Annotated in this window: 13 protein-coding genes and 1 pseudogene; 4 read left to right on the top strand and 10 right to left on the bottom strand. The window is 73.1% G+C overall.

Features of this window, described 5'->3' with window-relative positions; all coding sequences use genetic code 11:
• Positions 1-9: 9 nt before the first annotated feature.
• Positions 10-807 (top strand): siderophore-interacting protein, encoded by a 798-nt coding sequence (locus ACK8GG_RS20130; protein ID WP_440356999.1) that lies wholly within the window; start codon positions 10-12, stop codon positions 805-807.
• Between the two features lie 66 nt (positions 808-873).
• Entirely contained in the window at positions 874-1,338 is a 465-nt protein-coding gene (locus ACK8GG_RS20125; RefSeq protein WP_440356998.1) for a TOPRIM nucleotidyl transferase/hydrolase domain-containing protein, read from the top strand.
• 56 nt (positions 1,339-1,394) lie between these two features.
• Here the strand turns inward: ACK8GG_RS20125 and ACK8GG_RS20120 are convergent, their stop codons facing one another.
• From ACK8GG_RS20120 to ACK8GG_RS20110, 3 genes are all read right to left on the bottom strand, one after another.
• A complete protein-coding gene (locus ACK8GG_RS20120) occupies positions 1,395-1,535 on the bottom strand; it encodes a hypothetical protein (RefSeq protein WP_440351073.1) in 141 nt (46 codons plus the stop codon).
• A gap of 2 nt (positions 1,536-1,537) precedes the next feature.
• The gene (locus ACK8GG_RS20115; RefSeq protein WP_440351074.1) at positions 1,538-2,398 is read right to left on the bottom strand and encodes a prenyltransferase; all 861 of its coding nucleotides are present in this window, start codon (positions 2,396-2,398) and stop codon (positions 1,538-1,540) included.
• A 148-nt stretch (positions 2,399-2,546) separates the two neighbouring features.
• Positions 2,547-3,050, bottom strand: a complete 504-nt coding sequence (locus ACK8GG_RS20110; protein ID WP_440356997.1) for a VOC family protein — start codon at positions 3,048-3,050, stop codon at positions 2,547-2,549.
• Positions 3,051-3,116: 66 nt separating this feature from the next.
• On the opposite strand from ACK8GG_RS20110, the pseudogene ACK8GG_RS20105 reads away from it, so the two are divergent.
• Positions 3,117-3,434: pseudogene (locus ACK8GG_RS20105) on the top strand (DUF6597 domain-containing transcriptional factor); the annotation flags it as partial.
• A 73-nt stretch (positions 3,435-3,507) separates the two neighbouring features.
• Positions 3,508-3,894: a helix-turn-helix domain-containing protein gene (locus tag ACK8GG_RS20100; protein WP_440351116.1), complete on the top strand. Its 387-nt coding sequence runs from the start codon at positions 3,508-3,510 to the stop codon at positions 3,892-3,894.
• 74 nt (positions 3,895-3,968) lie between these two features.
• Here the strand turns inward: ACK8GG_RS20100 and ACK8GG_RS20095 are convergent, their stop codons facing one another.
• The 7 genes from ACK8GG_RS20095 to ACK8GG_RS20065 all read right to left on the bottom strand — a co-directional run.
• The gene (locus ACK8GG_RS20095) at positions 3,969-4,739 is read right to left on the bottom strand and encodes a thioesterase II family protein (protein WP_440351077.1); all 771 of its coding nucleotides are present in this window, start codon (positions 4,737-4,739) and stop codon (positions 3,969-3,971) included.
• 12 nt (positions 4,740-4,751) lie between these two features.
• A complete protein-coding gene (locus tag ACK8GG_RS20090) occupies positions 4,752-11,909 on the bottom strand; it encodes a hybrid non-ribosomal peptide synthetase/type I polyketide synthase (protein WP_440356996.1) in 7,158 nt (2,385 codons plus the stop codon).
• Between the two features lie 28 nt (positions 11,910-11,937).
• Positions 11,938-17,625, bottom strand: coding sequence for a non-ribosomal peptide synthetase (locus tag ACK8GG_RS20085; RefSeq protein WP_440356995.1), 5,688 nt, complete (start codon positions 17,623-17,625; stop codon positions 11,938-11,940).
• Complete coding sequence (locus ACK8GG_RS20080; protein ID WP_440356994.1) at positions 17,622-21,317, bottom strand: ATP-binding cassette domain-containing protein; 3,696 nt, start codon at positions 21,315-21,317, stop codon at positions 17,622-17,624. The genes ACK8GG_RS20085 and ACK8GG_RS20080 overlap by 4 nt, the downstream gene beginning before the upstream one ends.
• Before the next feature lie 2 nt (positions 21,318-21,319).
• Positions 21,320-21,874: a DUF6817 domain-containing protein gene (locus ACK8GG_RS20075; protein ID WP_440351081.1), complete on the bottom strand. Its 555-nt coding sequence runs from the start codon at positions 21,872-21,874 to the stop codon at positions 21,320-21,322.
• Complete coding sequence (locus ACK8GG_RS20070) at positions 21,871-22,842, bottom strand: TauD/TfdA family dioxygenase (RefSeq protein ID WP_440351082.1); 972 nt, start codon at positions 22,840-22,842, stop codon at positions 21,871-21,873. The genes ACK8GG_RS20075 and ACK8GG_RS20070 overlap by 4 nt, the downstream gene beginning before the upstream one ends.
• 39 nt (positions 22,843-22,881) lie before the next feature.
• Positions 22,882-24,578 (bottom strand): condensation domain-containing protein (locus tag ACK8GG_RS20065; RefSeq protein WP_440356993.1); only part of this gene is annotated, 1,697 nt, incomplete at its 5' end.

The following is a 24,578-nucleotide window of genomic DNA, read 5'->3' as shown; positions in this document are numbered from 1 at the left end:
AGCGAGATCATGACCGTCAGCACCCTTCCGGCCACGACGCGGCGGACCCAGCCACCGATGCTCGCCGAAGTCGTCGCGACCCGGATGCTCACCCCGCACCTGCGGCGCATCACCCTGAGCGGGCCGGACCTCGACTGCTTCGGCTACGACGGCCCGGACCACATGGTACGGATCTTCCTCGCCCCCTCCCCCGGCGCCGAACTGCACCTGCCGGACTCCGCGCAGTGGTGGCCGGCCATGCAGGCGATGCCGGAGCAGTCGCGTCCGGTGGTGCGCAACTACACGGTGCGCCGCCTCGACCTCGCCCGGCGCGAGATCGACATCGACTTCGTGCTGCACGGCGACGGCGGACCCGCCTCCGCCTGGGCCCGCACCGCCGCGCCCGGCGACCGGATCGGCGTCTTCAGCGACCGCGCCTCGTACGCCCCGCCCGCCGACACCGACTGGCAGCTGCTCGTCGGTGACGAGACCGCCCTGCCGGCGATCACCTCCGCGCTCGAGGCGCTGCCGCCGGGCACCCGCGCTATCGCGCTGATCGAGGTGGGAACGGCTGCGGACGAGATCGACGTACGCACGGGACCCGGCACCACCCTGACCTGGGTGCACCGGGGCGACACCCCGGCGGGCGAGAGCGACGTGCTGATCCGGGCGCTGCACGGGTTGGTGCTGCCGGCCGGCACGCCGTACGCCTTCGTCGCCGGCGAGTCCTCGATGGTCACGACCATCCGCCGGCACCTCTGCACCGACCGCGGCATCGCCAAGGAGCGCGTCTACTTCGGCGGCTACTGGAAGCTCGCCCCGCACTGAGGTAGCCGAGTCGCAGCAGCGGGAAAGTCCTTGTCCGCCGCAGGCGCGTCACCGATGATGGCGTCCATGGTCCCGGCCGGGAAATCTGACATACCGACTACCCGGGTACCCGCCGCCCGGCCGGCCGGCAACGCCGCCTCGATCCGGGCGACCGCCCACGCCCTGTCGAAGGTCGGGTCCGCCGCGGCCGTGGTCCTCGTCGAGGGCATCAGCGACGAGATCGCCCTGGAAACGGCCGCAGAGTGCCGCGGCCGGGACCTCACGGCGGAGCAGGTGGTGATCGTGCCGATCGGCGGGGCCCACGCCATCGGCAACTTCCTGACCCGGCTGCGCCCCCACCATCCCCGGCTGCGACTCACCGGTCTCTGCGACCTCCGCGAGGAGGAGATCTTCCGTCGGGCGCTCGACGTCCTCCATCCCGGCTCGGTCCGCGACCGTGCCGACATGGAGCGGATCGGGTTCCACGTCTGCGTCGAGGACCTGGAGCATGCGCCATGCCCGCCTGCTCGCCGAGGCGTCGGCCGGCCGTGACGCCCTGCCCCGGCCGCTCGACGCGCTGCTCACCGCGCTGTGACCAGGCGACACCGTCATCGGCGGCGCGCCAACCAGAGACGGTGGGCGAAGAGCGCCCCGTAGCCGGCGAGGACCGCGCCGAGCAGCGCCAGCGCCCCGGTGTCGGCGCCTCGCCGGGCCGCGTCCAGGAGCACGCCCAGCATCGCCGCCGCCACGATCAGGGAGTGTGGTTGGAGGCCCAGAAGACCACCGGGGTCATCCGCCTCGGATCGAGGTCGGCCATCGCGCCGCCCAGCAACTGCCGGGCGAGCCACACCGAGAGCGGCACGGTCGCCGCCATCGCGGCCCAGACCGGCCACGGCAGCCGGCCGAGCACCGCCAGGAGCGTGAGCAGACCGTACGCGACGACCTGCGCGGCGACGACGACGCGTACGGCCGGGTGGTAGCCGATGATGGCGGGCAGCGTGCGTTTGCCGACCAGCTCGTCGGAGCGGCGGTCGCCGAGGTTCATCACCATCATCCGGGCAACCTGCAGGACCGCGGTGGGGGCGAGCACGACCAGCAGCAGCACCGGCACGGTGCCCGACTGGAGCACCACGGCGACGACGGGCCAGAGGCCGTTGAGGATCGCGGCGACGGTCAGCTCACCCGCCCCGCGGTAGTTGAGCCGCAGCGGCGGCGCGGTGTAGAACCAGGCCAACAGCACCGCCGCGGTGGCGAGCACCCGCGCCTGCCAGGACGGCATGACCGCCACCAGGAACATCGACGCGCCGAAGAGCACGAACCCGGCGCCGAGCGAGACGATTGGCGCGACCGCGCCGTCCACCAGCGCCCGGCTGCCACCCGTCCACGGAGTGAAATAGACGTTCGCCCGGTCGGCCTCCAGGTCGAAGTACTCGTTGCAGTAGTGGGTCATGACGTGGACGGTCCACGCGAAGACCTGCGCGACGGCGTACCAGGTCAGGTCGAGGGGGTAGCCCTGGTGGACCGAGACCGAGACGGCGAGGCCCACCGGCAGGAGGTTGTAGAGCAGGAACTGCAGCCGGGCCAGCCGCAGCAGCGCCCTCCAGCGGCTCACGCCCGGCTCGACATGGTCCTCGACAGGCCGGCGCGGGCGCGAAACGGCCCGGCTCTCCGGTGCGGTCTGCTGAGGTCCCCCCGCGGTCACGCAGCGACGCTGGTCAATGAATTGAAACAGCCTGTTCGATTCCGGTTACGTCTTCGCCTCAGCCACCGGCCTGCGTCTGCGCCCACTCGGCGACCCGCCGGGCGCTCTCGGCGTCGGAGATGTCCTCCACCCAGGTCATCACCGACCAGCGCACCCCGTACGGGTCCAGGATCGAGCCGTACCGGTCGCCGGAGACGAAGCCCTGCACCGGCTCGCGCAAGGTCGCTCCGCGCTCCACCGCCCGTTCCACGACGGCGTCGACCTGCGGCACGTAAACCGCCAGCGAGTAGACCGCGCCGGCCGCCGGGTCCGGGGCGATCAGGCCGTAATCGGCGATCGGGTCGCTGAGGGTGAGCCAGCCGGTGCCGAAGTCCAGCTCGGCGTGGGCCACGACATCGTCGAAACGCGTGACCGAACCGACGGTCGCGCCGAACACCTCGGCATAGAATTCGATGGCTTCGGCGGCCGGCGCGACGACGATGTACGGGGTCAGCGCGGTCCGGCCGTGCGGCCGCCCGTCGGTGGTGAAACGGCCGGTGGCCGCGGCGTATGAAGTGGTCATGACCGTACCCTCCCCGGCGTCCCGGCCGGGTGTCTTGAACATCCCGGCCAGCCGAGGAGGAAGGCCTTGACCGAGTGCCGCGGCCACCTCAACCCCCGCGATCCCGACGTACGCCTGCAGCGGCTCCCCGTCGACGACCGGCTCGGCGAGCTCGCGCGCCACGTCTGGGTCGGCCGGTGGGACATCCCCGGCGGGCAGACCCGCCGCCAGCAGGTGCTCACGTATCCCGGCTGCAACATCGCGGTCATGCCGTCCGAGGCCGCCCTGCACGGCCCGGCGCTCAAGCTCGGCAACCGTGACCTGTGCGGGAAGTCCTGGGTGGTCGGCGTCCTCCTCCAGCCCGCCGCCGCCCGCACCCTCCCCCGCACTCCCCCACGGCAACTCGTCGACTCCTCCGAGCCGCTGCCCGCCGGACCGTGGCGCGAGATCCGGGAGCTGATGACCACCGGCACGGACGGTGAGGTGGTCGAGGTGCTCGAACGGTGGCTGCTGCCCTACGCGGAGCTGGTCGACGAGACCGGACGGCTGGTCAACGCCGCCTGCCAGGTCGCGGAGCACGAGCCCGCGATCGTCACCTCGGCCGCGCTCGCCGAGCGGCTCGGCGTCGCCGACCGCACGCTGCGCCGCCGAACGCACCGGGGTCACCGCGAAGTGGCTCATCGAACGGCGCCGCCTGCAGCACGCCGCCGAGACGCTCCGGCGGAACCCGTCGGAGTCACTGGCGGGGCTGGCGGCGGAGCTCGGCTACGCCGACCAGGCGCACTTCACCCGCCGCTACCGTGACATGCTCGGCGAGCCACCGGGCCGGTCCCGCCGGCACGCCCTCGGCCTCGCCCCTGGGTGAGGGAGGACAGGACGGGCCGGAGGGCACCTGCTCCGGCGGCTATCGGAAGCCGCGTTCCGGATGTCATGCCATGGTCACCCGGCAGCCGCCCCGAGAGTGGCGCGGATCGTGCGCAGCATCGCGTCCCTGGCAGAGATCGGAAAGAAGTGCCCGCCCGGCAGGACCTGCAACGAGAACGCCGCCGACGTGTGCTCGCGCCAGGGCGCGACCCGCTCGACCGGCACCTCCTGGTCCTCGTCGCCCGCGAAGGCGACGATCGGGCAGTCCAGCGGCGGCTCCGGGGCGTACCGGTAGGTCTCACAGACCGAGAAGTCGGCGCGGATGGCGGGCAGCAACAGCTCGAGCAGTTCGGACTCGGCCGCGATCTCCTCGTCCAGATTGCCGAGCCGGCGCAGCCGGTCGACGACAACCGCGTCCGGCCGGTCGTGGATGTCCGGCGACAGTCGCCGCAGGTCCGGCGCGGGCCCACCGGCGGCGAAGAGGATCCGCGGCGGCGGCACACCGCGCCGCCTCAGTTCACGGGCCAGCTCGAAGGCGACCAGCGACCCCATGCTGTGCCCGAACAGGGCATACGGCACGTCCAGCTCGGCGGCGAGCGCCGACGCGAGGGACTCGACCAGGGGCCGCACCCGGGAGTAGGCCGGGTCGTGCCAACGGGACTGCCGGCCCGGCAGCTCGACCGGGCAGACCTCCACGGCGGCGCCGAGCAGCTGCTGCCAGCCGCCGTACGCCGAGGATCCACCCCCGGCATACGGCAGACAGAACAACCGGACCGCGGGGGCGGCGGCACGGCGCGGCCCGCCGGCGAGCCAGCCGGCGGCGCGGGGTGTCACGGTAGGGTTCACGGGCTCGTGCTCCTAGTGGGTCGGGTCGGTGGAGAGCAGCGACATCGCCTCACCGTCGGACATCTCCTCCAACTCGCGAAGGAGCTGGTCCTCGATGGCGATCGCGACGGCCTCCAGGGTGGGGCTGTCGAAGAGCACCCGGATCGGCACCTGTACGTCGAGCCGCTTGCGCAGATGCACCACCGCCCGCATGGCCAGCAGCGAATCACCGCCGAGGGCGAAGAAGTTGTCGTACGCGCCCACCCGGTCGACTCCCAGGATGCCGGCCCACACCTCGGCGACCGCCTCCTCCAGCGGGGTGCGCGGCGGCGTGTACGGCGTCTCCTCCGACTCCGGCGCGTCGACCGGCACCACCAGCGCACGCCGGTCGACCTTCCCGTTGGCCGTCAGCGGCAGCTCCTCGATCTCGTAGATGGCCCCCGGCACCATGTAGCCGGGCAGCTTGCCGGCGGCGAACTCCCGCAGGTCGGCCGGGAGACCGCCCGGTACCCGCGGGACGACGAACCCGATCAGCCGCTTGGCTCCGCGCGGTTCGCCCTGCACCACGACCACCGCACCGCGCACCTCAGGGTGCGCCACGAGGGCGGCCTCGATCTCACCCAGCTCGATGCGGTAACCCTGGACCTTGACCTGGAAGTCCTCCCGGCCGAGGAACTCGATCTCCCCGCTGGGCAGGAACCGGCCGAGGTCTCCGGTGCGGTACAGCCGCTCCCCGGTCTCCGGGTGGACAATGAAGCCCGCCGCCGTCCGCGCCTCGTCCCGCAGGTAACCGCGGGCCACGCCGATGCCACCGATGTAGAGCTGGCCGGGCACCCCGGTCGGCCGGGGACGCAGCGCGTCGTCGAGGACGTGGAAGGTCTGGTTCCGCATGGGCCGCCCGTAGGGGATGCTCGTCCAGCTCGACGGCACCTGCCCGACGGGGTACATGATCGACCAGATCGACGCCTCGGTCGCGCCGCCCAGGCTGATCACCGCGGGCCCGTCGAGCGCCTCACGGATCCGGTCCGGCAGGGTCACGGGGATCCAGTCGCCGCTGAGCAGGACCAGCCGCAGTGAACCGGTGGCCTCGCGAACGCCGAGGTGCTCGACGAAGAGCTCCATCAGCGCCGGCACCGAATTCCAGATCGTCACGTCGGCCTTGGTGACGAGGTCGTACCAGGCGGCCGGGTCGCGCTGCGACTTCGCCTCCGGGATCACCACCGCACCGCCGACCGCGAGCGGGCCGAACACGTCGTACACGGACAGGTCGAAGCTCAGCGAGGAGAGCGCCAGGACGCGGTCGTCCGCTCCGACCCCGAAACGCTCGTTGACGTCGACGACGGTGTTGAGCGCCCCCCGGTGGTCGATCATCACGCCCTTGGGCAGGCCGGTCGACCCGGAGGTGAAGATGACGTACGCGAGGTCTGCGGGGGTGGTGGCGATCTCCGGCAGCGCGCCCGCCGTGACCGGCAACTCGTCCACCCGCACCACCTCGACCTCGCCGAACCGCTCAGCTGCGGCGTGCGCCAGGTGCGCCTGGGTGAGAACCGCGCGGACCTGCCCATGCGCCAGCAGCAGGCGGACCCGCTCGTCGGGCAGGTCGGGGTCGATCGGCAGGTAGGCCGCCCCGGCGGCGAGCACGCCGAGCACGGCGGCACACTGCCCCCAGCCCTTCTCCATCACCACGGCGACGAGTTCGTCCGGGCGCAGCCGCAGACCGGCCAGCCGGCCGGCGACCGCCCGCGCATGGCCCGCCAGTTCGTCGTAGCTGAGCGTACGAGTCGGTGTGATCACCGCCGGGCGCTCCGGAACCCGGGTGGCCGTGGCGAAGAACGGCTCGTGCAGCAACCCTGCCGGCCGAGGCCCCCCGGTCTGGTTGTACGTGACACGCGCGGCCAGCTCCGCGGCGGGCACGAGCGACGGCACCGGATCGGACCAGTGCGCCTCGTCGGCCGCGAGCCACCGCAGCACTGTCAGCGTCGCCTCGTGCATCTCGGCGACCATCTCGTCGGAGAAGAGACCCTCGACAGCGTCGATGTCGAGCACCAGCGCGTCGTCGAGTTCGTACACCTGGGTGTCGATCCAGATCTGCGGCGTCTGGGAGATGCTGTAAACGACCTCACCGATCTGCGGATGCCCACCGACGCCCTGGAAGAGGCTGGTGAAGACCACCGGCATCACCGCGGCGGCGTCACCGCGTACCCGCTTCAGCTCCCGCGTGACCCGCACACCGCTGAACATCCCGTGGTCGAGGTCGGAAAGGAGCTGGTCGCGGACCGCCCGGGCACGGGCTTCGAAGGGCACCACCTCCGTGGCGTCGATCTCCAGAAGCGTCACCGAGGTGAAGTCCCCGAGGATCTCGTCGATCTGCGGGTGCAGCGGCAACCGGTTGGCCATCGGCAGGTTGAGAGTGAACCGCCGGCTCTTCGACCACGTGGCCACCACCTCACCGTACGCGGCCAGCAGGAGGGCGGTGGGGGTGAGACCACGACGGGACGCGGCAGCCTTGACCCGGGTCCACTCGTGCGCCGCCAGCTGCCCGGTGAGGCGGCTGAAGCGCGGCGCGGCGATGGTGTGCGGTTCGGCCGCCAGCGGCAACTCCGGCGCGAGGGCCAGGGTCGGTACCCGCTCCTGCCAGTACGCGGCAGCGCGCCGGTAACGGTCGGTCGACTCGGCGGCCTTCGCGGCGAGCACGTAGTCGCGGAAGCTCAGCTCGAGCTCGGGCAGCGTCGCCTCCGGCTCGTGGTAGAGCCGGGTCAGCTCCCGCATCACGATGTTCGACGCCCACGCGTCGGTGATCAGGCCGTCGATGCTGTAGTGCACCCGGCCCCGCCCGCCGTCGAAGAGCGTGGCGCGCACCTCGAACAGCGGCCACCGGTCCGGGACGAAGACCTGGTGCGACATCGCTGCCCGGGTCCGCGCCAGGGCAGCCGTCACCTCGGTCTCCGGCCGGCCCCGCAGGTCCTCGGTGACCACGACGTAGTCCGGCACCTCGTCGAGAATCTGCTGCTCGCCCTGGGGCAGCACGACGGCACGCAGCATGCCGTGCCGCTGGATCAGACGGCGCAGCGCCCGCTCCAGCCTCGGGACGTCCAGCTCGGGGACTTCGAACTCCTCGTACCCGTGCATGCCGACGTTGCCCAGCTCGAACACCCCGGTACGGCCGATCCAGTACGCCTGCTGCACGTCGGTCAGCGGGAACGGCAGGTGCGCCGACGCGGGGTCCGGTACGACGGCGGGCAGCACCTCCGGCCCGGTCTCGCGGGTCTCGGCCCGGGCGGCGCGGACCGCGGCGGCGAGGCCCCGGACCGTCGGATCGTCGACGAAGGCACGCAGCGGGATGTTCACCCCACAGGCCCGGCCGACCTGCGCGACAAGCTGCGCGGCGAGCAGGGAATGCCCGCCCAGCTCGAAGAAGCCGGTAGTGGGTGCGACGTCCACCTCGCCGAGCAGGTCGGCGAAGATCCCGGCCACCGTGCGTTCCGTGGGGTCTGCGCCCTCGGGCCCGGACGGCTCCGCCCCACCCTCCTCGGCCTCGTCGAGGGTGGTGACCAGGACGCAGCCGGAGCCCGGGACGGCCGCCACCACCCGGGGCACGGTCCGTTCGACCGTCGGCAGGCCGGCCGCCGGCCACAGGTAGGCGGACCAGTCCACGACGGAGCGGCGCCCGGCTGCGGCCACCTCTGCGGTGAGCCGGCCGGCGAGGGGTGTGTCGGGCGTGCCGCCGAGTACGTGCACCTCGACGGCGGCGACCGGACCCGGCGCACCGGGGCGCACGGCGGCCATCGCGGCCAGGGCGGCATCGGCGGAGGCCCCGCCGTCCACCACGACCAGGGCGGTCGCGGGGCCAGGGGCACCGTCCCGGCCGGCGTCGAGATCGTCGACACCGGCGCCGGCGGCGACGAGCGCCCGCCGGAACGCGGCGGCGAGCGCGGTTTCCCCAGCGAGCAGGTACCGCGCACCGGCGTGCCGCTCCGGCAGGGCGGGCGGCGGGGGCGCGATGTCCGGGACGAAGCGGTGCCGGCCACGCAGCGCCACGACCGGTTCGGGGCGCGCGGCACGGATCTCCGCCGCGATCGCGGCGGCGAGACGGTCGGCGGTGACCTGCGCGGGGATCACGTCGATCAGGGTCCGGGTGCCCGGCGTGCCGCCTTCCGCCCACGCGACGAGCCCGCCGCGCACCGGCACCAGCTCCTCCGCACCGGTGACGTCGAGCGTGCCGTCGGCGACCACCACGATCCGGGCGTACGTGTCGCCACGTGCGGTCAGAACCGCCTCGACGGCGGCGAGGGTGGGCAGCGCGGTGCCCGGACCGGCGGCCAGCAGCACACCGGCGATCCGCTCCTGGGACGCCGGCATCGGGCTGAGCACGCCGGTGGCCGGGTCGAGGTCGACGGTGACCGGCGCGACGCCGGCCCGCCGTAGCTGGCCGGCCAGCTCGTCCGGAAGGCCCGCGGTGACGACCAGCCAGACACCGGCCGCCGTGCCCGCCGGCCCGGTGACGCTGGCGTTGCGGAAACCGCGCACGGCGAGCCCGTCCGCGCCCGCCGGGGCCGGGACGCCACCGCGCGGCGGATCGACCCAGCAGCGTTCCCGCTCGAACGGGTACGTCGGCAGGGGCGTCCGCTGCGGCGCGACGTCACCGTGCAGTGCCGCCCAGTCGACCCGGGCCCCCAGCTCCCAGAGCCTTCCCACGGCGGTGAGCAGCTCGGTCTCGGCGTCGGCGTCACGGCGGGCCGACGGCAGCGAGGCGACGGCACGGGCGGCCGGTCCCCCGGCGAGACGGGTCAGCACCTGCCCCGGACCGATCTCCAGCAGCACCGCGTCGAGAGGCCGCAGCGTCTCCAGGCCCTCGGCGAAACGCACGGGCGACCGCAGCTGGCGGGCCCAGTACGTGGGGTCGGTCGCCTCCTCGTCGGTGATCCAGGTGCCGGTCACGTTCGACACGCAGGGTGTCTGCGGGGCAGACCGCGGTACCTGGGCCACCTCCGCCTCGAACGCGACCGCTGCGGCGTCCATGGCGCGGGAGTGGAACGCGTGTGAGGTGACCAGCCGGTTCGAGGTGACTCCGCGTCGACCAAGCAGCTCCACGAGCGCCGACACGGCCTCCGGCTCTCCGGCGACGGTGCACTGCCGGGGCCCGTTGACGGCCGCGAGATCCAGGCCGTCGCCGAGGAGCGGCACCAGCTCGGCCTCGGGCAGCGGCACCGCCACCATCGCCCCGGGCACGGCGGCCTGCATCAGCCGGCCCCGCGCCGCGACCAGGCGCAGCGCATCGGGCAGGGGGAACACCCCGGCCAGGCAGGCGGCCACCAGCTCGCCGATGCTGTGGCCCAGCATCGCCGCCGGGCGCACGCCCCACGCCGCCCAGAGCTTCGCCAGCGCGTACTCGACGACGAAGAGCGCCGGCTGTGCGTACCGGGTGTGACGGAGCTTCTCCTCGGCGGCAGCCCGCTCGTCATCGGCGGGGTACAACAGACGACGCAGGTCCTCGCCGAGCAGCGGCTCCAGCAGCTCCGCGGCCCGGTCCACCTCGGCGCGGAAGGCCGGCTCGGTCGCGTACAGAGCGTGCCCCATGCCGGTGCGCTGCGCGCCCTGCCCGGGGAAGGTGAACAGCACCTGCCGCTCGCTGCCGCTCTCGGGTCCGGCCGGCGTCACCGCCGTCTCCAGCGCCGCGGCGACCTCGGCCGGGTCGGCACCGACCACCACCCGGCGGTACGACAGGGTGAGGCGCCCCTTCTGCAGCGTGTACGCCACGTCGGCCAGCGGCACGTCCACCTGCGACCGCAGGTGCGCGGCGAGCCGGGCGGCAGCCGCGTCGAGCGCGGTGGGGGTGGCCGCAGACAGCGGCAGAACCTGCCGGCGGCGGCCACCGGCGGACGGCACGGCGGGGGGCGCCTCCTCCAGCACCACGTGGGCATTGGTTCCGCCGATACCGAACGAGCTGACTCCGGCGCGAAGAACCGGGCCGGACCACGGGGTACGGGCGCTGACGACGTGGAACGGGCTGTCGTCCAGCCCCAGCTCGGGGTTGGGCGTACGGAAGTTCAGCGACGGCGGAATCTCCCGCGCACACAGCGCCAGCACAGTCTTGATCAGGCCGATCACGCCGGCCGCCGTGTCGAGGTGCCCGACATTCGTCTTGACCGAGCCGAGCCCCACCCGCCCGGCCGGGACACCGCGGAAGACGCTCTTCAACGCGGCCACTTCGATCGGGTCGCCCATCGGGGTGCCGGTGCCGTGCGCTTCGACGTAGCCGATCGTGCCGGGTTCGACAGCCGCGACAGCGAGCGCCTCGGCGATCACGTCGGCCTGGCCGTCCACGCTCGGCGCGGTGAAGCCGACCTTGCGGGCGCCGTCGTTGTTGATCGCCGAGCCCCGGATGACCGCATGAACGACATCGCCGTCGGCGAGCGCGTCGGAGAGTCGCTTGAGGGCGACGACACCTGCGCCGCTGCCCGCGACCGCGCCGCTCGCGCCGGCGTCGAACGCGCGGCAGTGGCCGTCGGCGGAGAGGACGCCGCCCTCCTCGTAGCGGTATCCGCGGCGGCGGGCGATCACGGTGGCGCCGCCCGCGAGCGCGACGTCGCATTCCCCGGCAAGCAGTGCCTGGGCCGCCATGTGCACCGCGACCAGCGACGTGGAGCAGCCGGTCTGCACGCTGACACTGGGACCGTGCAGGTTCAGCTTGTACGAGACCCGGGTCGGCACGAAGTCCTTGTCGTTGCCGATGGAGGTCTGGAAGGCGCCGACCCGGGCCACCAGATCCAGGTTGGGCAACAGGTTGTGCAGCAGGTACGAGCTCTCCCCCACACCGGCGTACACGCCGGTCACCGGTCCGGTCGCGTCGAACGGGTGCCCGGCGTGCTCCAGCGCCTGGAAGGCGCACTCAAGGAAGATCCGGTGCTGCGGGTCGAGCATCTGGGCCTCGCGGGCCGAGAAGCCGAAGAAGCGGGCATCGAAGCCGGCCGGGTCGGCGACGACCCCCAGGGAGCGCACGTAGCCGGGGTGGTTGAACTCCTCCGGCGTGACACCGTCGGCGATCAGGTCGGCGTCGCTGAGGGTGGTGACGGACTCCACCCCGTCGCGCAGGTTACGCCAGAACTCGTCGAGCGTGTCGGCGCCGGGAACCCGGAGGGCCATCCCGACGACGGCGATGGCGGTGTCGGGCAACGAACGTCCCTCGGTCATCATTCTGCTCCCGTGTCTCGGGGACGGTTCAGCCGTGTCGCGGCGTCTGTCCCCGCTGAATCGTCCTGCGTATCTCGGCGCGGAGTTGCCCGGTCGTCGGTGCGGGCGCGGGCTGCCCGGATGCCAGGTGCCGGGCGAGCGCGCGCACGGTGGGATGGCGGAACAGGTCCACCACCGGCACCGGGCGGCCCAGCTGCTCGCCCAGGCGCGTCTGCACCCGCACCATGAGCAGCGAGTGCCCCCCGATCTCGAAGAAGTTCTCGTCGGTGCCGACGTGCTCGACCATCAGCACTTCCCGCCAAATCGCCGCCACCATCCGCTCCAGCTCGCTGCTGGGCGCCGCGTGACCGGCGGTGGTCGCCACCGGCGGCGGGAGTGCGGCCCGGTCGGCCTTGCCGCGCTCACCGCGCGGCAACCGGTCGAGCACGACAATCGCCGAGGGCACCATGTAGCCGGGCAGCCGGTCGGCGAGGTGCGCGCGCAACCGCGTCACGTCGACCCCCGCCGGCGTCACGTAGCCGACCAGAACCGGACGTCCCGGCACGTCCTCGCGGAGCACGGCCGCGGCCTCCCCGACCGGCGGGAAGGTGCCGAGGGCGGCCTCGACGTCTCCCAGCTCGATCCGGTGACCTCGCAACTTCACCTGGTCGTCGTCGCGGCCGAGGAACTCCAGCTCGCCGGCCGCGCCGAGACGTACCCGGTCCCGGGTGCCGTACATGCGGGCACCCGGTGGACCCCAGGGGTCGGGCAGGAAGGCGGTGGCGGTGCCGGCCGGATCGCCGACGTAGCCGTGCGCGACACCGGGGCCACCGAGCCAGAGTTCACCGGCGACACCACGGGGCAACGGCCGCAGCGCGCCGTCGAGGACGTACGCCCGTACGCCGGGCAACGGTCGTCCGATCGGGACGGTCGAGGTGGCGCGTTCCCCGTCGTCGGCCGGTTCGTGGACGGTGGCGGTGATCGTGGTCTCCGTGGGACCGTAGGCGTTGAGCCACCGCACCTGCGGCGCGGCGGTCCGCCACCGGGTGAGCCGCCTCGCGTCGACGCGCTCGCTGCCGACCACGACCAGCCGCAGCTGCGGGCAGGACGCCGGCGGGTGATGGTCCAGCGCGGCGACCCATTCGTGCCAGTACGAGGCCGGCAGATTGAGCACGGTGAGCCGCTCCCGGCGGGCCAGGGCGGTCAGTTCGTCGAGGCCGGGGACCGGGCCGCGGGGCGGCAGCACCACGGTGCCGCCGCGGATCAACGTGGAGAACAGCTCCTCCACCGCCACGTCGAAGGTGAGCGCGGCGAACTGGAGCACCCGGTCGTCGCGGGTGAGCTCGTAGTGCCCGGCGACCGCTTCCAGCGTGTGCACCAGGTTGGCATGGCTGACGCTGACACCCTTGGGCTGCCCGGTGGTGCCCGAGGTGTAGAGCACGTAGGCCGGCGCCGACGGGTGCACCGGCGGCGCGGTGACGGCCGGCGCGGCTGCGAGCGCGTCCTCGATGGCGACGAACGGCACGCCGGCGGCGTACGGCCCGTTGTCACGGGAGCCGAGCAGCACCACGGCCGACGACTCGGCCAGGATGTGCGCCAGTCGCACCTGCGGCGTGGCCGGGGCCAGCGGAACGTACGCGGCACCTGTGCGCAGTACACCGAGCAGCGCCGCCGGCCAGTCCGGCGTGCGGTCCAGCAGCACGGCGACGGTGTCGCCGCTGCGGACCCCGCAGGCGGTGAGGTGGGCCTGTACGGCGGCGGCGCGAGCTGCCAGCTCCCCGTGGCTGACCGACCGGTCACCCTGGACGACGGCGGGGTGATCGGGCCAGGAGGCCGCCGCAGCGGCGACCAGACCGTGCAGCGTCGCGGCGGCCGGCATCCCCGGATGAGGGGCGGCGGGCGGGATCGGCTCGGGTTCGGCGAGCAGATCCAGGGTTGCCACCGGGGCGCCCGGCGCGGCCAGCGCGGCCTCGAGCAGGGTGTGGTAACTCTGCGCCAGCCGCTCGACGGTCTCCCGGTCGAACAGGTCGACGTCGTACTCGACGGTTCCCCGCAGGTCGCCCTCGACGGTCGGCGTCTCGTCCCAGGCCACGGTGAGGTCGAACTTGGCGACCCGGCCGGTCGACTCGGCCACCGCGACCGACAGACCGGGGAGCGCGTCGGTGCGCTCCGGAACGCTCTGAGCCGAGAACATGACCTGGAACAGCGGGCTGCGGCTGGCATCACGGGACGGCCGTACCGCCTCCACGACCTGCTCGAACGGCACGTCCTGGTGCTCGTACGCGCCGAGCACCGCGTCCCGGGCGCGGGTCAGCAGCTCCCCGAAGGTGTCGGTGTCCCGCCAGCGGACGCGCAGGACGACCGTGTTGACGAAGAAGCCGACCACGTCGTCGAACTCGGGGCGGGTACGTCCGGCGACCGGACTGCCGACGCTGACGTCGCGGACGTCCGCGTACCGGCCCAGCAGCACCTGGAAGACGGCGAGCAGAACCATGAACCGGCTGGCGCCGTGCCGCCGGCCCACCTCGTCGACCCTCCTGACCAGCGCGGCGGGCAGCCGGATGCCGAACATCTCCCCGACGTGGCGGGTTACGGGCGGGCGGGGACGGCCGGTCGCCAGGTCGAGTGCGGCGGGGGCGCCGGCGAGCCGGTCCACCCAGTAGGCGAGCTGCGCCGCCCGGGTCTCCCCGGCCAGCAGCTCGCGCTGCCACCGGGTGTAGTCCGCGTACCCGACAGTGAGCGGGGGCGGAGCAGGCGCGCCGGTCGCCACGGCCGCGTAGAGCAGACCGAGGTCGCGGATCAGCACGTTGACCGAGGCGCCGTCGCAGAGCGCGTGGTGCACCGTCACCAGCAGCAGACAGCGCCGATCGGTGAGCCGGACCAGGCGCCACCGGGCCAGGGGCCCGACGGCAAGGTCGAAGGGCTCGTCGGCGTCCTGGCGCACCAGGGCGTGGGCCCGTTCGTCCTGGTCGGCGCACCCGCGCAGGTCGTCCACGACGAGGACGGAGGACGGCGCGTCGTCGACGATTTGCCGAGGCTCACCGTCCAGCGTGACCAGCCGGGTCCGCAGCGCCGCGTGGCGGCGGACAAGGGCCTGCAGTCCTGCGTCGAGGACGGTGACGTCGAGCGGCCCGTCGATGGTGAGCACCAGCTGCACCGTGTACACCGCCCGCCCGGGGGCGAGCTGGTCGAGGAACCAGAGTCGCTGCTGCCCGTACGACAGCGGGTGCGGCCCGTCGCCGGCGGCCGGGATGGGCAGGTGGGCCACCGCGGGCCGGGCAGCGGCGACCCGTACCGCGAACGCGGCGACCGTGGGCGCCTCGAAGGCCACCCGGACGCCCAGATCGACGCCGGCCCGCGCGGCGACCCGCCTCACCATCTGGGCCGCGAGCAGGGAGTGCCCGCCGAGTGCGAAGAAGTCGTCGGCAGCGGAGGCCACCGGCACGCCGAGCAGCTCCTGCCAGACCTCTGCGACCAGCTCCTCGACCGGTCCCCGGGGCGGCGGACCGCCGGCTGCGCGCGCTCCGTGGTGCGCGGCGGGCTCGGGCAGCGCCGCCCGGTCCAGTTTGCCGTTCGGGGTGACCGGGAGGGTCTCCAGCGGCACGTAGAAGGCGGGCACCATCGCGGCGGGGAGCTGGGCCGCCAGGTGGGCACGCATCTCGGCGGCCGTCACCTGGCCGGCGGACACGACGTAGGCGACCAGGTACCGCCGGTCGCCGTCCCCGCGCACGTCCACGGCGGCGGCCCGGACCCCCGGGCAGGTGGCGAGGACGCTCGCGATCTCGTCCGGCTCGATACGGACACCGCGGATCTTGAGTTGGTGGTCGGCGCGGCCCAGGTACTCGAGCTGACCGTCCTCCCGCCAGCGCACCACGTCACCGGTCCGGTAGAGACGTTCGCCCGGCTCGAATGGGCTCGGCACGAAGCGCTCGGCGGTCAGGTCGGGCCGGCCGAGGTAGCCGCGGGCCAGGCCGGGACCGCCGAGGTGCAGCTCGCCCGGCACGCCGATGCCGGACTGCCGGCCGTGGTCGTCGAGGACGTGCAGCCGGGTCCCGCCGATCGGCCGGCCGATCGGGGTGCGGGCGGCGCCCTCGGGCAGCTCCGTCACGTCCCAGGTGCTGGCGAAGGTGGTGCCCTCGGTCGGACCGTACCCGTTCACCAGGCGCAGGCCGGGCAGGGCCGTGCGCAGCGCCGCGACGCGCCGTGCGTCGGCGGCCTCGCCGCCGAAGAAGAGGGTGCGCAGTGGGGCGAATATCGTGGGGTCGGCGTCCACACAGCGGTGGAACAGCGCGGTGGTGAGGAACATCGTGCTGACACCGTGGTCAGCGAGCCGTTCGCCCAGCCGGGCCGGTGTGAGGGCGTCGTCCTTGGCGATGCCGACCAGCCGGGCACCGCTGAGCAGCGCCCCCCACACCTCGAAGGTGGCGGCGTCGAACGACACGTTCGCCACCTGGGCGACCACGTCACCCGGTCCGACCCGGAGATAGCCGGCGTCGTGGACCAGCCGGATGATCCCGCCGTGGGTGATTCCGACGCCCTTCGGGCGTCCGGTCGACCCGGAGGTGTACAGGACGCACGCCAGCTCCGCGGGGTGCGCCGGCGCCGCGGCGTCGCGCACAGCCGGCGGCACCGGCCGGTCGAGCCTCAGCACCGGCAGGTCGTCGGCGAAGTCGACCGCGCCGTCGGCGATCAGCAGCCGGGCGCCACTGTCGCGCAGCATGAACGCGCGCCGCGTCCGAGGGTGTGCCGGGTCCAGCGGGAGGTACGCGGCCCCGGCGGCGAGGACCGCGAGCATCGCGACGACAAGCTGCGCCGACGGCGCCATCGCCAACCCGACGACGCTGCCCCGGGTCACCCCCTGGGCGTGCAGCACGGCCGCCAGGGCGTCGGCCCGGTCCCGCAGCTGCGCGTAGGTGAGGATGTCACCGTCGTACTCGAGTGCGACCGCCTCCGGTGAGGCGCCGGCCCGCGCCAGGAACGCCTCGGGCACGCCCGGCGCGCCGGCCACGCTTTCGCCGGTGCCCCACTGCGTGAGGAGAGCGCGCTCCTCGGCGCAGGTGTGCACGAGCGCGGCGACCCGCGTTCCGGGTTCAGCGAGGGCATGGCCGAGCAGGTTCAGGTAGTGGCCGGCGAACCGGCGGGCCGTCGCCAGGTCGAACAGGTCCGGGTCGTAGCCGAGCACCCCGGACAGACCCGTTGCGGCCGACTCGTCCCAGCACACGGTGAGGTCGGGTGAGGCGTCACCGGCCGCCGAAACCACTCCCTGGGCAAACACGACCGGGCACGGCGCGGCCTGGCCCGCAGCGGGCTGCGGGCCAGGCCCCTCGTCCGCCCCGCCGAGCGGGACGCCGGCGTCCGCGGACGCCGTCCGGAGCGCGGCCCCGACTCGGGCGAACAGCTCGGCGGCCGTCTCGTCGTCCGCCCACGACGTGCGCAGCACAGCCAGGGCGCCGGCCACGGGCGTACCGACCGTGACGTCCCGTGCGCCGACGTACCGGCCCAGCAGCAGCTTTCCCACCGCCAGCAGCACGGTGAAGGGCGCCACGCCGTGCTCCTGGCTCACCTCGGCCAGTCTGCGCGCGGTCTCCGCGTCGACGGCGAGGGGCACCTGCTCGGCGTGCCGTCGGCCGCTCACCGGCCGGGCCCGGCCGGTGAGCAGGTCCAGAGAAAGCACCGGCTGGTCCGGTTGGGCGGCGGGGGCGGGTGCCTGCGGCACTGCGGCGTGATGCCCGGTCACGGCACCATCTCCTCAAGATCGGCATGTCCGCCGTGCCGCCGGGGCGGCTCCGCCGCCGCGGCGGCCGTCGCTTCCGCCCGGTCCGGCTCGGTCACCCCGGCCAGCCGGCCACCCTCCAGCGTCACCACCCGGTCGGCGCTCGCCAGGGTCTCGCGGCGGTGCGCGATGGTCAGGACGGTGGCCGCGGCGAAGTCCACCGCGAGCAGACGCTGGATCCGGGCGTCGGTCTCGGCATCGAGGTGGGAGGTGGCCTCGTCGATGAGGACCAGCTTCGCACCGCGCAGCAGTGCCCGGGCCAGGCAGAGCAGCTGCCGCTCCCCCGCGCTGAGCTGACCGTCGTCGGCGGCCAGGGCCACATCCAGGCCCTGACCGTCCGCGTCGAGCAGCCGGTCGGCGAGGCCGACCTTGGTCAGGGCGGCGATGATCGCGGCATCGGGGTACGCGCCGCTGGGGTCCAGGTTGTCCCGCAGGGTGCCGGGCAGCAGCACCGGGTCCTGCGGCACCACCTCGACCGCCGCCCGCAGGTCGCCCAGCCGCAGAGTGGAGGTGTCCACCCCGTCCACGACGACACGCCCCCGCTCCGGCTCGACCAGCCGCAGCAGCGCCGTGAACAGGCTGGACTTGCCGCTTCCGGTCCGGCCGACAACGCCGACCTTGCTTCCGGCGGGAACCTCGAACGACACGCCGTCCAGGGCCGGCGGGGCACCCTCGGTGTAGCGCAGGGTGACGTCCTCGAACCGGACAGCTCCGGCCGTGGGCCAGCCGTCCGGGGCCGGGCTGCCGTCGGTGCGCTCGGCCGGCAGCCGGGTGTAGTCGTCGACGCGCTCGAAGCTCGCCAGCGACAGGTCCATCATCTGCACCGCCATCAGGCTCATGGCCAGCGCTTCCATCAGCGCGTACACAAAGGTGATCCCGACACCGGCCAGGCCGGCGCCGATCCCGCCGACCGCGACGATCAGCACCCCGTACGCCAGCAGGACGACGGCGCCGAGCATGTCCAGCCGCAGGTTGAAGTGCCGGGACAGCGAGTTGACGGTGTAGTCCGCGTGGTGCGCGACGCGGACCCGGTTGCCGAACACGGACCGGTAGCCGCGTACCCGGGTGTCCCGTCCCTCGATCGAGGTGACGCCCTCGACCGCTTCGCCGAGCAGCGCGAGCATGGGTTCGTTCGCCTGCTTCGACAGCCGCGACGCCTCCACCGTGCTGGCGCGGGTGAGTCGTTGCCAGCGGAGGAAGACCACCAGCAGCAGCGGGGCCGCCAGCAGGATCAGCGGGCTGGTGAGGGCGAGCGCGGCCAGCGGCACCACCACGCCGACCGCGACCCGCAGGGCGTCCATCGTGGTCTCGGGCAGCTCCAGGTCGATGGTCTCCATGTCGCCGGAGAACCGGGCCAGGACACGTCCCGAGGGGTTGCGGTCGAAGAACGGCAGCGGAGCCCGCACAACCCTGCGCAGCATCCCCGCGTGCAGGTACCGGCCGGCCGCCACGCCCCGGGCGAAGGCGAAACTGAACAGCCCGCGGTCCAGCACCAGCGCGAGCAGGCCGATGGCGGCGAAGACACTCGCGTAGAAGAGGGTGTCCTGCCCCGCGTTCTCGGTCCACCAGCCGAGCCAGAACGACGAGCCACCCAGGACGGCCTGCCCACCGACGGCCAGCCCCAGCAGCGCGACGACCAGCACACCCGGCGTCAGGACCTGGAGATAGCGGCGGTAGGTGGCGGTGCCGACCCGGCCCTGCCGGACCTGCTCGGCCGGTTCCTCGACGATCTCCTCGGCAGGCTCGTCGGCGGCCGCGGCGTCCGGGGCGGAGCGCACGCTCTCCCCGGCGGTCACGGCCGGCAGCAGCTCCGGCATCCGGGCGGCGACCTCGGCGAGCGGTCCCGCGGCGACCACCCGGCCGCCGTCGAGCACGACGACCCGGTCGGCGCGGCGAGCCACGTCGAGGCGATGGGTCGCCACAATCCTGGTACGGCCGGCCAGCACACCGTCCAGCAGCCTCTCCAGGATGGTGCCGGCGACCGCGTCGTCGACCGCGCTGGTCGGGTCGTCCAGGAGGTAGACGTCGGCGTCCTCGTACGCGGCCCGCGCCAGCGCGATGCGCTGCCGTTGCCCGCCGGAGAGGTTCGCCCCCCGCTCACCGATGACCGTGGCGTCCCGGGCGGGCATCGCCGCCAGGTCCGCCTCCAGCGCGGTGGCGCGGACCACCGCCGCGTACCGGTCCGGGTTCTCCGGGGAGAAGCAGCGGATGTTCTCCGCGACACTGCCCTGCATGATCCAGGGCTTCTGCGGCAGGTAGACCACGCTGCCGGACACCTGGGCGCTGCCGCCGGTTCCCGGCATCGTCCCGGCAAGCGCGGCCAGCAGCGCGGACTTGCCGCTGCCGACGCGGCCCAGCACGCAGACCAGTTCCCCGGGGGCGACCCGCAGGTCGACGTCGGCCAGGGCGGGCGCGGCAGCCTCGTCCGCGCCGGGCCAGCCGAATGACGCCCCGTCGAGCTCCACCGTTCCGGCCGGGGCGCTCCCGACGGTCTGCGGCGCCACTGCCTCCGGCGCCTCCAGGAACGTGGTCACCTTGCCGAGGGCGACGCGCCACTCGTTGCGCATGTCCAGGTAGCGCACCAGTTCGGGAAGCTGGGAGCGGAGCACGGTGAGCACCGCGATCGCCGCGAACACGTCGGCCGCCCGCAGTTCGTTGCCGAGCGCCGCGTACACGACCAGGGTCGCGGTCACCATCAGCACCGGGGTCGCGGCGTTGACCAGGTAGAGCGTGGCGAGCCGCTGCTGCCGGCGGACCAGCAGCTTGTCGAGCACCGCGCGCTCACGCCCGACCGCCAGCTCCGCGACATCCTCCCAGCCGTGGGTGCGCAGCGTCCTCATGGCTCCCAGGTACGCGCTGACCAGACCGATCCGGGTCCCGTTCGCGTCCCGGATCGCAGGCACCAGCGCGAAGACCCGTTCGTTGGCCAGGTTGGAGAGCCAGAGCCCGGCGACGAGGATGACGATGCCGGCGATCGCCGCCCAGCCCAGCAGCACCCAGAGGACCACACAGGATCCGGCGATGCCCAGCGGGACCGCCCAGGACATGTGGGTGAACGCGACCCGCCCGACCCGGCGCGCGTCGGAGGATGCCAGGGTGATGACCTCACCCGTGGGATGGGCCAGCCGCGCGCCCCGGTCCATCCGCAGGTACTTGCCCAGGATCTCGGTGCGCAGCAGCCCGGTGATCGAGTGCGCGGTCTTCCACACCTCGGACCACTGGTGCTTGTGGCTGAGCGAGTCCAGCACGTAGAACCCGGCCAGCCCCGCGGCGATCAGCAGACCCTCCACGACCGGTCCGCGCCCGTCGCCTTCGAACCAGGCGATCAGCTCCCGCACCAGCAGCGGCCCGAGGGTGGCGCAGGCCTGGTAGGCGAGGAAGATCAGCCCTGCCCACCAGAACCGCCTGCGATACGTCTGGTAGAGGGCGCGGCGCAGCCCGTCCGGACGGCCACGCCGCGCGGACCAGGCGTCGGCGAACGCCGGCGCGACCCGTTCCAGGTGGTCGTAGCGGGGCGGCGCCAGGCTGTCGGAGAGCCTCAGCGGACGGTGCAGCGCCGTCTTCACCAGGACCGACGGCCACTGGATGAAGATCCGGGAGAGAATTGGGGCGTCCTGCTCGGCGCTGGGGGGTACCGGCGCGTCGATGTTGGTCACGGTCACTCGTTTCCGGCGGGTGCGAGCGGGGCGAAACCGTAGGCCTGTTCCAACGCGGCGCGGACGGAATCCGGCAGGTACCGGCGCATGGCGTCGAATTCGCGGGCGCGGCTGAAGCGGGTCGCCTCCGCGAACCGGGGCCGCTGCTCCAGCCAGTTCGCCACGGTCAGCGCGGCGAGGTCGGCGTACTGGCCGGCGGTGACTGCGACGCAGCCACCGGAGCGGTCCTCCAGCAGGAACGGCGGACCGTCGAAGGCGGCGTCGAAGAGGGCGTTACGGGTGACCGTCCCGAACAGGTACGCAAGGACCTCCGCCTCCTCACCGATCAGCTCCCGCACGGCGGGCCGCATCTCGTGCGGGATCGCGCCGGTCGGGAAGATCTCGGTGCCGTACACCGAGTGGAACAGCCCCGCGTCGCAGAGCGCCGAGCGCGATCCCCACTCCGCCAGCAGGTCGTGCACGCCGCGCAGGTGCGCCAGCAGATCGGCGTCGGAGTGCGCGAGCTCGGCCACGCCGTGCGATGCCAGGAAGGCGAGCTTCTCCTCGTGGCTGGTCACGCCGCCTCCCGACTGCTGTACGAGCCGGTCATCGCCACCAGCGTCTTGCGCGGACCGGTGAAGCTCAGCCGTCCGTGCGCCATCGCCATGTTGTCCACGACAAGCAGGTCGCCCTGCTGCCAGGGGAACGCCAGGGACTCCGCGTCGTACGCCTCGCGGATGGCAGCAAGATCGGCGTCGGTGATCGGGCTGCCGTCGCCGAGGTACGCGTTGCGCGGCAGGTCCTCCTCCGCCATCAGCTCCAGCAGCGCCTCCCTGGTCGCCTCGGGCAGGTTGGAGACGTGGAACAGGTGGGCCTGGTTCATCCACACCGTCCGCCCGTTCACCGGGTGCACGGCGACCGCCTGGCAGGTCTCGCTGGTCCGCAGGTCGCCGCCGTCAAGCCACTCGTACGTGATCCCACGCTCGCGGCAGAACTCCTCCACACCCGCGCGGTCCATTCCGGAGAACGTCTCCTGCCAGGAGACGCCCAGGCCGGTGCGGTAGTTGCGGACGTAGCGCACGCCGTGGCGTTCGAAACGCTCCCGGATTTCGGCCGGGATGCGCTGCCAGACGGCGTGGCTGTCGGCGAGCGGGGTCTCCCCGCCGGTCTGCGCCGGAACGTGCGAGTAGAAGAAGAGACGACGCGGCCACACGCTGGTGTAGGCCATCTCGTTGTGCAGCGGGATGACCTCGCTGGCGGGGTACTCGGTGGAGGTGTAGACGTCGCCGACCTTGCTGCGTGGGGTCGAGCGGTAGGTGTACTCGGCCATCTCCTCGCCGAAGACTCGAACGAACGCAGAGAACGCGGTCGCTTCCGGGGCGTCGAAGCCGCGGAGCAGGACCGCCCCGTAGGCGTCGAGCCGGGCGTTGATCACGTCCTGGTGCTCCGCCGCCCATTCGGCGGGCGAGAGCCCGGGCACCGTCGCCTCGATGCACGCCACCCTCTCCTTGGCGGGGAAAAGGCAGTATTCCTTCACATGCTCCATGTCGGGGTCCTTCTGTGTGTGCGTCTGATGAGGGCGGAGTCAGGCACCGGCCGGCGGGACGAACGACCGGAGTGCGGCCAGCGTCAAGTCCGCGAGGCGCTCGATGCTCGCCCGGTCGTTCAGGTTGCGGCTGTGCTTCAGGTAGAGCCGCAACTCGCCCTCCTCGAAGCGGGCGAAGACCTGAAGCTGATGCATGCGCTGCAGCTTCGGCATCGGCCACACATCGTCGATGGGGGGCCCGAGCAGCGGCGACTCCTCGGGGTCGTGCACGAACTCGCCCCAGTTGTTGAGCAGGATCGCCGGCTTGCCGAGCGGGGCGAGCGCGTCCGCCACGCCCGGGTGCGCCCCGATGTAGCGGAGCAGACCGTAGGCGAGGCCCCGCCGCGGCACTGACTCGACCTGCTCGCGGACCGACTCCAGCAGCGCCCGCGGACCCGGCGTTTCCGGCCGGTGCACCAGCCGGGGCGAGGTCATCGAGAAGCGGCCGATGGCCCGGGACAGGTCCAGCTCGTCCCCACCCATCTCCCGGCCCCGTGCCACCAGGTCCACCAGCATCGACGACTGGCCGGACCATTCGGTGAAGCCCTGGAGCAGCGCGGCGAGCAGTCCGTCGTTGAGGCTGAGCCGGTGTTCACGTGGCAGCACCTTGCGCAGTGCCGTCGTCTCCGCCTTGCCGAGACCGACGACGACAATCTCCTCCGACGACAAGCAGTCGTCGCCGTCCTCGTGGTCCAGCGGCCAGGACGGGATGGGCTCCTTGGCCAGCGTCGTCCAGTAGGCGATGTCCTCGGTCAGCTCCGGCGAGCGCGCGAGCGCGTCCAGGTTGCGGGCCCAGGCGGCGAAGGTCGCCGTCGGCTCCGGCAGCTGCGGTTCCTGGCCGACCTCCAGCGCCTGGTAGGCGATCTGCAGGTCCTCCATGAGGACATCCCAGGAGCTGTTGTCCATCAGCTGGTGATGAACGATCACGACGAGCGTGTCCGGCCGCCCCGCCCCGAACCGGACGAGAGCGACCTGGAGCAGCGGCCCGTTCGCCAGGTCCAGCTTGCGGTGCAGGGAACGGTCCAGCCGCCGGAAGGCGATCTCCTGGTCCGCCGGGTCGAGGGCGGACAGGTCCACGTTGGTGAAGGGGGTGGGCCGGTACGGGGCGTTGACCCGGACCGACAGCCTGCCGCCCTCACTCGGGAAGCTGATCCGGAGCGAGTCGTGGTGTGTCACCACGGCCGCCACCGCTCGTTCCATCAGCGCCGGATCCAGCGGGCGTCCCGCCTCGGACATGAAGATGTGCGTGTAGAGGTGCGGGTCGGCGAAGTTCCGCTCGGCGAAGGCGAGGTGCGACGGCACGGGCGGCACCACACCGCTCTCCGCCCCCGTCGTTCCCGTCGCGGTGATGCCCGGCGCCGCGGCCACGGACGCGAGACCCATGATCGTCGGATGCGCGATGAACTGCGCCGGAGTGATCACCACCCCCGCCTTACGCGCCCGGTCAACCACCCGGATCACGTGCAGCGAATCCCCGCCCAGAGCAAAGAAATCGTCCCGCACACCCACCGACGGCAACCGCAGCACATCCCGCCAGATCTCCGTCAGCACCTCGACCACCCGGCTCTGCGGCCCACCATCGGCCACACCCGACGCCGCGGCCCGGGACGCGAGACCCACGATCGTCGGATGCGCGATGAACTGCGCCGGAGTGATCACCACCCCCGCCTTACGCGCCCGGTCAACCACCCGGATCA

Origin of the sequence: Melissospora conviva (assembly GCF_049523535.1) — a bacterium.
Lineage (GTDB): Bacteria > Actinomycetota > Actinomycetes > Mycobacteriales > Micromonosporaceae > Melissospora > Melissospora conviva.
The sequence above is the reverse complement of the archived record's forward strand: the minus strand, read 5'-3'. Positions and strand labels throughout refer to the sequence as shown.

Bases quoted from the DNA above. Each gene is read 5' to 3' on its own strand.
- ACK8GG_RS20130 (WP_440356999.1), top strand. From the start codon at position 10: ATGACCGTCAGCACCCTTCCGGCCACGACGCGGCGGACCCAGCCACCG.
- ACK8GG_RS20125 (WP_440356998.1), top strand. From the start codon at position 874: ATGGTCCCGGCCGGGAAATCTGACATACCGACTACCCGGGTACCCGCC.
- ACK8GG_RS20110 (WP_440356997.1), bottom strand. From the start codon at position 3,050: ATGACCACTTCATACGCCGCGGCCACCGGCCGTTTCACCACCGACGGG.
- ACK8GG_RS20090 (WP_440356996.1), bottom strand. From the start codon at position 11,909: ATGACCGAGGGACGTTCGTTGCCCGACACCGCCATCGCCGTCGTCGGG.
- ACK8GG_RS20070 (WP_440351082.1), bottom strand. From the start codon at position 22,842: ATGGAGCATGTGAAGGAATACTGCCTTTTCCCCGCCAAGGAGAGGGTG.